The following is a 12025-nucleotide window of genomic DNA, read 5'->3' as shown; positions in this document are numbered from 1 at the left end:
GCGACGTCCGGCCGACGGCCAAAGGGACCTTCTTCCATGAAACGGTGCGGAAGGGTTTCCCGCACGGTTGATGGCTCATCAGGTAAGTCAGCATTCGGTCAGCGCGAGTCGTCGGGCGTTCCCAAAGGATTGACTGAACAAGCGTCGATGACAGCGGAAAAGCCCAGGTGGGGACCCCTTTGTCTGACGGAAGCGATGTTCCTCACAAACATCGTTCGGCGCGTGCCGGTGTACAGTCGAGACCGCCCTTGACCTGCAGAAAGCAGGCAGGGAGCCGTCTCAGAGGAGTCCAAAGTGCTGCGCACTCTGTTCAAGTCCAAGATCTAACTATTTGGCGTCGCCGCAGGTCAGGGGCATCATGTGCCCCCCTCAGGTCAGCATGCGTCCGCATGGTGTCCGAGCTTGCTGACCTTCGACATACAGCGCGGCGCCTGAGCATGATTCTTGGGCTGGATCGGATGGTTTCGCGACATGGCCCGACAGCTCGCCCGCGGCATGGGGTCCTTCTTCAAGGACTGCGGCTGCTCCAAGCCCACCCGCTGCCCCCACCCGTACTCGATCCGTTTTCGGGACGCGCTCGGCAAGCAGCGTGAGGAGTCCGGCTACGCCACGCAGAACGACGCGATTGAACGCCTCACGCATCTGTACGCGGAGAAGAAGACCACGGCACCGTCAGTGGCAGCGGCTCGCCGAGAGCTGGGGCAGCTGACGGTGCAGGAGTACGCGAAGCAGTGGCGGCCCCGGCAGCGCAAGATGACGGATTACTCCACGGGGGAGCACGTCGACAGCTCGATCAACGCGCACATCGTCCCGCGCCTGGGAGCGCGGAAGCTGAACTCGGTCACGCCGATCGTGGTCGAGCGTTTCCTGGACGAGATGGAGAGCGACGGGGTCGGCCGCGGGAACCAGGTGAACATCTTCCGGGTCCTCAAGACCATCCTGCGGGACGCGTACGCCAAGGGGGCCATGGCGGACGATCCGGTGAAGGGGGTCCAGGAACCCGAATATGTTCGGGGAACGGTCGCCATTCCGTCTCTCGGCTACGTGACGAAAGCACTGGCCGTTGCCGACGAGGACTTGGCGCTGGAGATCGTCATGATGGCGGGGTGTGGTCTGCGCAATGGTGAGGCGCGGGCGGTGAACGTCAACAATGTCGTGGCGCAGGATGTGTACCGGGTGCGCGAGCAGATCCATTCCAACACGCTGAAGCCGGCGAAGCTGAAGCACCGCAAGGCGGGGGAGTTCCGTGAGGTGCCTCTGCCACGGTCGGTGCGGGAGGCGATCGAGCGCTACGCGGAGAAGCACGGCACCACCAAGGACGGCTACCTGCTGCGCGGCCCGGGCGGTTACTTCACCGAAGGCATGGAGCGGCGTCGGGTGAGGAAGCTCTTCGCGGACCTTCCTCCGGAAGAAGGGGTGGGGATGTACGGCTTCCGGCACTACTTCGCCTCGAACGCCCTGGGGAACGGAATCCCCATCACCGACGTGGCGGAGTGGATGGGCCACAAGTCCATCGAGGAGACCTACCGGACCTACCGGCACTTGATGCCGGGCAGCATCACCAAGGCCGCCCGGATCCTCGATGCCGGCCTCTGGGAAGCAGCCTGATTTCACCGCTTCCGGAGAAGAGCAGGTTCTTTGTCTACTGGTGGTACAGCGGTTGCACCCATGCTGACCAAGGGAAACGGCAGTATGGACGGCTCCTCGGAAGGGGTTGGTCCGAGAACGGTCCGGATCTTGGGGGCGGCCCGCCCCGTTCGCAGGCGACCCGTTCGGCGACAGGCTTCGTGCTGATCGGCGGGCCACCACGGTTCGCGCCCAGGGCAGCATCAGCGGAAACTCCAGCCGAACTCCACACCCACGAAATTCGGCCACATCAACACCGCCGCCGGTCGGCCCTCGGAGCGGACACAGGGGTCCCGGGGAGTGGTGCCCCGCATCCACGGCGCGTCGCTCTTATTGTGGGGCATCAGCAATCCGACGGGCGGCGCCGAGGCGGGCAGTGCATGAGGAATCCGCAGATCGACTACGGGGCGGTCTTCCGTGCCCTGCCCGGCATGGTGGCTCTGCTCACTCCTGACCTGCTGTACGCGGACGCCAACGAGGACTTCCTCCGGCTCGCCGGGCGCACCCGGGACCAACTGGTGGGCCGCTACATCTTCGACGTTTTTCCCGAGCACCCCGACGAACCGGCCGCGGCCGGCATGAGGGAGACCCGGGAGTCGATGCTGCGTGTGGTGACCTCCGGCGAGCGCGACACCATGGCGCTGCTGCGGTATGACATCGAGGACACCGGACGGCCAGGGCGCTGGGTGGAGCACTTCTGGAGTCCGGTCAACGCACCCGTGTTCGGCCCGGACGGGAGCGTGGTGCTGATCGTGCACCGGGTGGAGGAGGTCACCGAACTCATCCGAGCCCGCGGCGGCGCGGGCGGAGACGCCCGCGCCCGTGTTCTGGAGGCTGAGCTCTTCACCCGCGCCCGTGAGCTGCAGGACATCAACGAACGCCTGCGCCTCTCGCAGGCGCGTGACCGTAAGGTCGCCCTGGCCCTGCAGGCGGCGATGCTGCCCGCCCCCACGCCGGTCGGCCATCACCGGGCAGCCGTCCGCTACCGGCCCGCCGTCGACGCCCTGAACGTGTGCGGCGACTGGTACGACCTGGTCGACCTGCCCGGTGACCGCATCGCGGTCGCCGTCGGCGATGTCGTCGGCCACGGCCTGGAAGCAGCCTGCGTCATGGGGCAGCTGCGCAGCGCGCTGAGCGCCGCCGCCCGTGTCGCCGACGGCCCGGCCCGAGCCCTGGAAGCCCTCGGGCTGTATGCCCGCAGCATCGAGGGCGCCGAGTCGACCACTGTGGTGAATGCCTTCATCGACTGGGGCACCCACACCCTCACGTATAGCAGCGCGGGCCATCCCCCGCCGGCCCTGCTCGATCCCGACGGCACCGTGACCTTTCTCGATCAGGCGACCGATCCACCTCTTGGCGTGCGCCCCGAGCACGTTCCGCGACCGGAGGACAGCGTGGCGTTCACCAAAGGCGCCACCCTGGTGCTGTACACCGACGGCCTGATCGAACGACGCACGGAGGACATCGACACCGGGCTGGGCCGCCTCGCCGCCTCCCTCACCCGACATGGACGAGCCGGACCGGAGGACCTGGCCGACGCTCTCCTCGCCGACCTGCTCCCGTCCGACGGCAACACCGACGACACGGCGCTGGTCGTCCTCCGCCTGTGACCCGCACCCGCGGAGAACGGGTACGCATCGGAGCAGGTCCCGATTTGACTCGGCGGGCAGCTCTGCCAGTGTGGTGAGTGTCATGCCTCACGCATCCCGCGGCTTTGCTCGCGAAGGCGTCGCCGGGGCCCTGGCGCCTGACGGCGCCCCCGTTCTCGCTGCTCGGTTCACCGTCCCCGGCGTCCCCCCGATGTTCGTCAGCAGGAGCCGCCTGACCGAACCCCTCACCCTCGCTCTGGCCGGTCGGTGCCGTCTGGTGCTGGTCAACGGTCCGGCGGGGGCGGGCAAGACACTGCTGGTCGCCAGCTGGGCCGACCGACCGCCCCTGCCTGGTCAGGTGGTGTGGCTGACGGTGGAGTCCGGGGACGACGCCCCGGGAATCTTCTGGGCCTACGTACTGGAAGCCCTGCGACACCACGGGATCTCCCTTCCCGACAGTATCGGCAGTCCCGCTCGCCCCGGCGAGGTGGACGACTCGCTCCTGTCCCGGCTCGCGGCGTACCTGAACGGCCGGACCGAGCCGGTGATTCTCGTTCTCGACGAGTTCGAGCGGGTTTCCGCGCCGGAGGTCGCCGACGGGTTGCAGTTCGTGCTCCACCACGCGGGCGCGGGGCTGCGCCTGGTCCTCGTCTCCCGTACCGAGCCGCTGCTGCCGCTGCACCGGTACCGCGCCACTGGCGAAGTGACCGAGATCCGCAGTGCCGACCTGGCGTTCAGGCCCGAGGAGACGGCCGATCTGTTGCGTCGGCACGGTCTGCCTCTGCCGGAGGCGGGCGCCCACGCGCTGACCGAACGGATCGGCGGCTGGGCCGCAGGGCTACGGCTGTGCATCCTCGCGGCGCAGCAGGCGGACGACCCGGAGACCTTCCTGAAGGAGTTCGAGTCCGGGCAGAGCCCCGTCGCGGACTTCCTGCTGGCCGAGGTGTTGCACACCCAGTCCGCCGTGAGCCAGGACCTGCTCCTGCGGGCCAGCATCTGCGAGCGGACTCATCCGGGGCTGGCGGACGCCCTCACCGGACGGGACGATGCCGCTCTCGTTCTCAAGGAGCTGGAGCGTGCGAACGCGTTCGTCGAGCCGATCGGTCACTCGTGGTACCGGCTTCATCCACTGTTCGCCGATATCCTGCGCGCCCATCTGAACACCAGGCAGCCCGGACTGGAACGCGAGCTGCACGGCGTGGCCGCCCGATGGCTGAGCGATGCCGGCCTGCTCACGGAGGCGCTGCCCCATGCCGTCGAAGCGGGAGACTGGACGTTCGCAGTCGACCGGCTCGTCGACGACCTGGCCATCGGCCGTCTCTTCACCGGGCTGGACGCGGACCGTCTCGGCGAGCTGTTCGCTGGGATGCCGGCGGACACGCCGGGCCCGGCCGCCCACCTGGTTCGCGCTGCCCGTGCAATGGCGCGGTACGACATCGAGCGAGGTCTCACCGACCTGCGACGTGCCGAGGCGCACCTACCACCGGCGGAGGCACCGGACGCGTCGGCGGCCCATCTCAGCGGCGCGCTGCTGCGGGTGCTGGCGGGCTGGTTCCTCGGCTCGGCGGACATGGCCGAGACCGCTGCCCGGCGCGCCGAGGTGCTCGAGGCACGGGAGGTCCTCGCGACGCGTCTGGAAGCGCATCCGGAGATCCGAACGCTGAGGCTCGCCGCTCTGGGAGCGGCCCGGTTGTGGGCGGGCCGCTTCGACGCGGCTCGGACGGCGCTCACCGCCACGGTCGAGACGTCCGACGACCTTTCGACGGCCTTCCTCCGCTACGACTCCCTGTCTCGACTCGCTCTGATCGACTTCCTGGAGGGATGGCCGGGTCGGGCCGAGGCACACGCGAGGCGGGCGATCGTCGAGGCGAAGCGGTCCGGCCTGCCCTCGGCGGGCACCTCGCTGGGGCACCTGGTGCTGGCGGCCGTCGAGGTCGAGCGCGCCGATCTCACTTCTGCCCAGGCGCTTCTTCACCGTGCGAGCCTGCCGCCGTCCCACTCCCACGACTCGGTCACAGACTCCTGGCTGACCATCACCCGCTCGCGGCTGCTGCTCGCCGGGGGCAGCCCCGACAAGGCCCTCCGCGTGCTCGATGACGTACAGGACGGGCCGTCCGCACAGGTGCCCTCACCATGGGTGGATGCCCAGAGGGCGCTTGCCGCGGCCGCCGCGCACATCGCCATGGGGCGCCCGAGCGCCGCGGCCGAGGCACTGGCAGGGCGGCCGGACGCCGGACCGGAGTTCCTGATCGCCTCGGCCCGTGCACGGCTGTCCGCCGGCGACACCGATGCCGCACGCTCCCTCATTGACACCCTGCCCGGAACCGGCCGTCACGGACCGGCCGTTACGGTTCGGACCTTGCTGGTACGGGCCGAAGTCGGCCGCGTGCTGGGCGACGAGGTGGCGGCCCGGCACCTCGTCGCCCGCGCCCTGGCCGTCGCCCGGCCCGAACGCCTGAGGCAACCGTTCCTGGAGGCAGGGCCCTGGCTTCGGGAGCTGCTTGCCCGCCGACCGTCGCCGGGACAGGCGCATGGCTGGCTCACGACCGGTCCGGTCGTGGAGCCACTTGCGATGGAGAGCGGCGGGGCTGCTCTCGCCTCCGTGATCGAGCCGCTCAGCGACCGCGAACGCGAAGTCCTGGAGCAGCTGGCGCAGATGATGTCGACAGAGGAGATCGCCGCCGAGCTCTTCCTCTCCGTCAACACGGTCAAGACCCATTTGAGGCACATCTACTGCAAACTCGCGGTGACCCGGCGTGGTGAGGCCGTACGCCAGGCTCGGGAACTGGGCCTGCTGTGACGACTTCCGGCGAGGCGGCCGAGGTCACCCGGCCGGGGTGATGCGGCGTTCTGTACGACGGCAGAGCATGAGTACCTGGGTCCTCGGAGGACGACACTCGCGCGAGGGATGCGCTCATGCAATGTGAGATCCGTGTGGAGGGACAGATGTCGAGGACGATGACCGACGCGTTCCCGGAGCTGGAGAGCTGCACCCTGTCCGGACAGACCCTGTTGTTCGGCCAGCTCATCGACGAGGCACATCTCTACGGGCTGCTCGCGCGCTGCCAGTCGCTGGGCCTCCACGTGGTGGAGATGCGCAGGACCACTCCCTGAGGTGCATGACTCATCGGACACCAGCCTATGAGGATGTCGCTCTCGCCCTTCGCCATGAGGATTCACGACCGGAGCGTCCGCCCGACAGACGCCCTTCCGATGCGGGTGCGCCCGGTCAGTTCGTGATGGTGCTGGACAGCTCGGTCATGAACGTCTCGACTGCGACGGTGGTCGAAGCGCGTGGCCACGTCGGTGGCAGGTGTCCAGGGCGCGGCAGACCCGTCTGGGCCTACCGTGTGACCGACAACCTCGTTCCCGGCCGGGTGCCGGGCCAAGAGCGCGAGGGCGTGGTACTGCCCCAGGTCGAGCCTGAGGAGCGGCCGGCAGATTATGGCGCCGGTATGTCATTCCGTATCGAGGATGAGGAGCGCTATACGAATAGCGAGGCGAAGGGAAGCAGGTCGTTCTTTCCTGGCCGCACAATGCCGTAGCTGCTCTCGGGGACCTCGTTCCAGACGCCGGGCAGATCCCCCAGCGGCTCGGACACGATGAGACGGGTCTCGTCGGATACTTCCCGCAGAAACGCCACGTCGGTATGGAGTGCTCGTAGCGTCTCCACTTGGGTGCTGTAATACAGCGAGCCAGAGGTTCCCTGAGTGGAGTGGCGGAAGACCCACGTCTGTTGCCCGTCCGTCACGACGACCGTCATCTCCAGAGGGGAACTCCACTCCATGGTCATGACCGGTCCGTTCCACCAGGTTGGCCATCCGCGCGACGACGCCCGGCGGGTCCTGCTCCAGACCGAAGGTGAGCGCCAGGTAGAACATCATTTCCGAGTCTGTCGATCCTTCGATGCTGCGGAAAAGCTCCGGATCGACCGCCAGGGCGAGATCGCGCCGTATACGGGAGAAGCCGATGATGACGCCGTTGTGCATCCACATCCAGCGGCCGTAACGGAACGGATGGCAATTGGTCTGCTGCACCGGGGTACCGGTCGAAGCACGGATGTGAGCGAAGAACAACGGGGAGCGGACATGGCTGGCGATCTCCCACAGGTTGCAGCTACTCCATGCCGGGCCGGTGTCCCGGACGACCGCAGGGGTGCTGTTGAATGTGGCGTACCAGCCGACTCCGAATCCGTCACCATTTGTCGTCTCAATGCTCATCCGAGCGTGCAGGCTCTGATCGATCAGCGAGTGGACCGGTTTGTAAAGAACAGTGTCGAGCAAGACAGGCGTGCCCATATAAGCGAACCACCGGCACATCGGCTATCACCTTCATGATCTTCTGAACCACGCGGCCACAGTGATGTGACACCTCTGGAAGGAGGCGCGGTGACTGCTGCGCCGATAGGGCGCACTCCACTATGGGACCGATGAGCACAGCTCCACATCACCCGGAACAGGTGACTGGCGACGGCCCTGGCGGGGTCGTCAGCCTGCTTGCCACCAAAGCCGAGGAGCAGGGTGAGCTGGGTGAGGGCGGCGCCTGCCCGATGGCGCTGAACCCGTCGATCCCGAGGAGGGATGGCATAGGCCGGGAATGGAGGTGGCTGGGGATTGTGTGCACCTGAAAGCGGAAGGTTCCGTCGTATGACGTCAGAGATCAGGCCGGTCAGTGTGGTCGCCGCGGTCAGGTGGCACGGGCGCCGTACCTCCCCCGGGGTTGAGGGGGTGTACGAACACTCACGGCGTCCACGGGCACCAACGCGTTCCGTGGCGGCAGCGATGCGGGGTTCAGACGAAAGACGTCCCGGCCTCACCGGCCGTAGCAGGACCGCCTCGCTCTGTGCGGCCCCTCCGACTCGCCTTCCACGATCCGCCCTTCCACGATCCACGCGGCGTCTTGGAACACGCCCGGCCGACGAGCGAGCCGGCGGGCATGTCCTTCACCCCCTCACCGTGGCCGGTGGCTAGGCACCCTCCATCAGGGTTCCCGCCGTACGACGCACAGGGCCCAGATGACGAAGGCGTACAGCGCGATCAGGATGATCGACCAGACGGGGTAGTACGGGATCGACAGGAAGTTGGCGATGATCAGCAGTCCCGCGATGCCGACCCCGACGAACCGGGCCCACGTGGCGCGTGCGAAGAGACCCATGCTCACCAGGATGGCGATCACTCCGAGGATGAGCTGGATCCAGCCCCAGCTGGTCAGGTCGAACTTGAAGAGGTAGTTGGGGGTGGACACGTAGACGTCGTCCTCGGCGATCGCCATGATTCCCCGGAGGAGGTCGAGGACGCCCGCGATGAACAGCAGGACACCGGCGAACGTCGTCAGTCCGCCCGCCCCCGTTGGGGACGCATCCGAGCGGTTGTGGGTCGTGACCATGGGTTTTCCTCACTTCCTCGGTGCGATGGAGCAGCCGGCACTACCTCTTTGAGCATGTGACTTGGCCGGGCAGGGGCGATCACCCGCGGCGGGTGAGCTCCGCGTGCAGGATCGCTAGAGCTGCGAAGGCCCAGGGACGGTAAGGCCCGGAGATGAGCGGTGAAGCCTGGACAGGTGTGGCGGTGGCGGGTGCCGCCGCGTACGCGGCGGGCTCCCGTCGGCTGGCCACGACACCGGTGTCGTCGGCTGCGGGGTGCTCCTGGTCGGCGCGTGCGGCGGCAGGCTGCTGGGAGCGGCGCAGGCAACGGGGGCGGCGCAGCGCCGTTCGATGACGTCGTACGCCTGCTCCGCTCCTGGGCGCTGTCACCCGTGGGGGGTGAGGTGAGACGGGCCGTCCCCGGCGATGGTGGAGGGGCATCCGGTCCGGACTCGGGGCAGCGAGGAGAACCGTCATGGGTAAGCGCTTCAAAGGGAAGGTCGCCCTCGACATCCGTGACGCGCAGCCGGACTGGTCTCCGTACCTCGCCCCGAAGGCACCTGAGAACGCCCCGAATGTGCTGGTCATCGCGTGGGACGACGTCGGCTACGGGACGATGGACTGTTTCGGCGGTCCGGTGAGGACGCCGACGATGTCACGCATCGCCGACCTGGGGGTGCGCTACGCGAACTTCCACACCACGGCGCTGTGCTCGCCGACCAGGGCCTCGCTGTTGACCGGCAGGAACGCGACGTCGAACGGGATGGCAACGATCGCCGAGTTCAGCTCCGGCTTCCCCGGCATCTCCACCCGCATCCCGTTCGAGAACGGATTCATCTCGGAGGTGCTGGGCGAGCGCGGCTACAACACGTACTGCGTCGGCAAATGGCATCTGACCCCCGGCGAGGAGATCAACATGGCCGCCTACAAGGGGCGCTGGCCCCTGGGGCGCGGCTTCGAGCGGTTCTACGGCTTCCTCGGCGGTGAATCGAGCTGCTGGTACCCGGACCTGATCCACGACAACCACCCGATCGACCCGCCGGCCACACCCGAAGAGGGCTACCACATCGCGAAGGACTTCTCGGACAGGGCCATCGAGTTCATCCGCGACGCCAAGGTCGTCGACCCTGGCAAGCCGTTCTTCATGTACCTCTCCCTCGATGCGGCCCATGCGCCGCACCATGTGTTCAAGGAGTGGGCCGACCGGTACAAGGGCGTCTTCGACGAGGGCTACGAGGCGATCCGGCCCGGAATTCTGCGCCGCCAGAAGGACATGGGTCTGCTGCCGGAGGACACGGAGCTCTCCGCGATCAACCCGCACGGCGAGCCCGAGGTGACCGGACCGGACGGCCAGCTGTGGCCGATGCTCGACACGGTCCGGCCCTGGGGCGAGCTCAGTGCCGACGAGCGACGGCTGTTCGTCCGGATGGCCGAGGTCTTCGCCGGATACGTCTCGTACACCGACGACCAGCTGGGCCGGGTGCTCGACTTCCTCGAATCGGCCGGCGAGCTCGACAACACGATCATCGTGGCCGTCTCCGACAACGGGGCGAGTGGTGAGGGCGGACCGGACGGAACCTTCAACGAGTGGCGGTTCTTCAACGGCATGTCCACGCCGACTGCCCTGTCCTTGGAACACATCGACGAGCTCGGCGGCCCGACCTCGTACAACCACTACAACACCGGGTGGGCCTGGGCGTTCGACACACCGTTCCCGTACTGGAAGCGCTGGGCCGGCTACGAGGGCGGCGTGGCCGACATGTGTCTGGTCGCCTGGCCCGCGGGCATCGAGGCCCGGGGGGAGGTGCGCCGGCAGTACGTCCACGCGGTGGACGTCGCGCCCACGCTCTACGACCTGCTCGGCATCGAGCCGCCCGAGGTGGTCAAGGGCTACCCGCAGAACCCGATCGAGGGCGAGAGCTTTAAAGCCTCGCTCACCGACCCCGATGCGCCGGGACGCCAGACCCAGTTCTACACGATGCTGGGACAGCGCTCGATCTACCACGAAGGGTGGCTGGCCTGCACGGTTCACCCGCCACTGAGCGGCTGGGGCAACTTCGCGAACGACGTGTGGGAGCTCTACCACCTCACCACCGACCGCGCGCAGTCGACGGACCTGGCCGAGCGGGAACCGGAACGGCTGGAGACCCTCAAGAGCCTCTGGTACTACTACGCGGGCATCTACAACGGGCTACCGCTGGACGACCGCAGCGCACTGGAACAGGTAGTGGCCGAGCGCCCGCACGGAAGTCCCGAGCGCGACCGCTACGTGTACTACCCCGACTCCGCTGCGGTGCCCGAACAGTCCGGCGTGGTGACCAGCGGCCGGTCGTACACCATCGCCGCCGGGGTCGACGTCGGGTCGGCCGACGCCGAGGGCGTTCTCTACGCCCACGGTGGTGTGGCGGGCGGCCACAGCCTCTACGTCAAGGACCATCGTCTGCACTACGCGTACAACTGGGTCGGCAGCACCCTCCAGGTCGTGGACGCGGACCGGGAGATCCCGCCGGGCAAGCACGTTCTCACGGCCGAGTTCGCGGCGAACGGGCGGAGCACCGACCCCGCGATGCCCGGCGCCACGGGCACCCTCACCCTCTACATGGACGACCAGGAGGTGGGCCGCGACGACATCGTCACCCAGCCCGGGAACTTCTGCGTCGTCGGCGACGGGATCTGCGTCGGCCGCGACGACGCCTCACCCGTCACCCCCGACTACCAGGGGCCGTTCCCCTTCACCGGCGGCACGATCGACAAGGTCGTCGTGGACGTCTCCGGCGAACGCTACGTCGACCACGAGGCGCAGGTACGCGGCTGGTTCATGATCGACTGAACGCGGGACGCCCACGAACAAGGAGTTGGAGGAAGGGAGCCGGACGATGGCCGCGACCCTCGTGACCATCGCCCCCGTGGTCGGCAGCGCCCGAGTGGTGACGGCGGCCCGTGGCATCGAATAGGTCTTCGGACTGAACCCGCTGCCTTGCCGTCCGACGGGGGCGGGGGAGAACGCGGGGGAGAAGTCGAGGGAGAAGGAGCGACGACATGAACCTGGCTTACGACTACCCGGTCCTCGGAGCGTTCTGGACGGTCATGTGGATCTTCCTGTGGGTCCTGTGGATCGTTCTGCTCTTCCGGATCATCGGCGACATCTTCCGGGACGACGAGCTCAGCGGGGCGGCGAAGACGGGATGGCTCATCTTCGTGGTCGTGGTCCCCTTCCTCGGCGTGTTCGTCTACGTCCTGGCCCGGGGCAAGGGCATGGGCAAGCGCGAGGCGAGACACGTCCAAGCCCAGCAACAGGCTTTCGACGACTACGTGCGCGAGACCGCCGGCAGCGGGGCTGGGCCCGGCGGCGAGGCGGATCAACTCGCCAAGCTCTCCGAGATCCGCGCCAAGGGCGACATCACCGATGCGGAGTTTCAGCGGGCCAAGGAGAAGATTCTCCACTGAA

General features: G+C 67.7%; 7 protein-coding genes and 1 pseudogene. 6 read left to right on the top strand and 2 right to left on the bottom strand.

The window, feature by feature from the left end:
* The first annotated feature begins 444 nt into the window (after positions 1 to 444).
* From AB0F56_RS13730 to AB0F56_RS13715, 4 genes are all read left to right on the top strand, one after another.
* Positions 445 to 1608 carry a tyrosine-type recombinase/integrase gene (locus AB0F56_RS13730; RefSeq protein ID WP_362008106.1) on the top strand — a complete coding sequence of 388 codons (1164 nt, stop codon included), beginning with the start codon at positions 445 to 447 and terminating at the stop codon, positions 1606 to 1608.
* Between the two features lie 398 nt (positions 1609 to 2006).
* Positions 2007 to 3236, top strand: a complete 1230-nt coding sequence (locus AB0F56_RS13725) for a SpoIIE family protein phosphatase (protein WP_362008103.1) — start codon at positions 2007 to 2009, stop codon at positions 3234 to 3236.
* A 190-nt stretch (positions 3237 to 3426) separates the two neighbouring features.
* The gene (locus tag AB0F56_RS13720) at positions 3427 to 6015 is read left to right on the top strand and encodes a LuxR C-terminal-related transcriptional regulator (protein WP_362008100.1); all 2589 of its coding nucleotides are present in this window, start codon (positions 3427 to 3429) and stop codon (positions 6013 to 6015) included.
* A 116-nt stretch (positions 6016 to 6131) separates the two neighbouring features.
* On the top strand, positions 6132 to 6329 hold the full coding sequence (locus tag AB0F56_RS13715; RefSeq protein WP_362008097.1) for a hypothetical protein: 198 nt from the start codon (positions 6132 to 6134) through the stop codon (positions 6327 to 6329).
* A gap of 370 nt (positions 6330 to 6699) precedes the next feature.
* On the opposite strand, the pseudogene AB0F56_RS13710 reads toward AB0F56_RS13715, so the two are convergent.
* Both AB0F56_RS13710 and AB0F56_RS13705 read right to left on the bottom strand, forming a co-directional pair.
* A pseudogene (locus tag AB0F56_RS13710) lies at positions 6700 to 7534 on the bottom strand (class II glutamine amidotransferase).
* A gap of 661 nt (positions 7535 to 8195) precedes the next feature.
* On the bottom strand, positions 8196 to 8600 hold the full coding sequence (locus AB0F56_RS13705; protein WP_362008094.1) for a hypothetical protein: 405 nt from the start codon (positions 8598 to 8600) through the stop codon (positions 8196 to 8198).
* Between the two features lie 452 nt (positions 8601 to 9052).
* Here AB0F56_RS13705 and AB0F56_RS13700 point away from each other — a divergent pair, with 452 nt between their 5' ends.
* Together AB0F56_RS13700 and AB0F56_RS13695 are read left to right on the top strand one after the other, a co-directional pair.
* Complete coding sequence (locus AB0F56_RS13700; protein ID WP_362008092.1) at positions 9053 to 11407, top strand: arylsulfatase; 2355 nt, start codon at positions 9053 to 9055, stop codon at positions 11405 to 11407.
* Between the two features lie 209 nt (positions 11408 to 11616).
* Positions 11617 to 12024 carry an SHOCT domain-containing protein gene (locus tag AB0F56_RS13695; protein WP_362008089.1) on the top strand — a complete coding sequence of 136 codons (408 nt, stop codon included), beginning with the start codon at positions 11617 to 11619 and terminating at the stop codon, positions 12022 to 12024.
* Position 12025: the final 1 nt, after the last annotated feature.

Source organism: Streptomyces sp. NPDC026092 (genome assembly GCF_040638605.1).
Classification (GTDB): domain Bacteria; phylum Actinomycetota; class Actinomycetes; order Streptomycetales; family Streptomycetaceae; genus Streptomyces.
The sequence above is the reverse complement of the archived record's forward strand: the minus strand, read 5'-3'. Positions and strand labels throughout refer to the sequence as shown.

Excerpts from the sequence above, each read along its gene's own strand:
- AB0F56_RS13725 (WP_362008103.1), top strand. The coding sequence starts at position 2,007 with ATGAGGAATCCGCAGATCGACTACGGGGCGGTCTTCCGTGCCCTGCCC.
- AB0F56_RS13720 (WP_362008100.1), top strand. The coding sequence starts at position 3,427 with ATGTTCGTCAGCAGGAGCCGCCTGACCGAACCCCTCACCCTCGCTCTG.
- AB0F56_RS13715 (WP_362008097.1), top strand. The coding sequence starts at position 6,132 with ATGCAATGTGAGATCCGTGTGGAGGGACAGATGTCGAGGACGATGACC.
- AB0F56_RS13705 (WP_362008094.1), bottom strand. The coding sequence starts at position 8,600 with ATGGTCACGACCCACAACCGCTCGGATGCGTCCCCAACGGGGGCGGGC.
- AB0F56_RS13700 (WP_362008092.1), top strand. The coding sequence starts at position 9,053 with ATGGGTAAGCGCTTCAAAGGGAAGGTCGCCCTCGACATCCGTGACGCG.
- AB0F56_RS13695 (WP_362008089.1), top strand. The coding sequence starts at position 11,617 with ATGAACCTGGCTTACGACTACCCGGTCCTCGGAGCGTTCTGGACGGTC.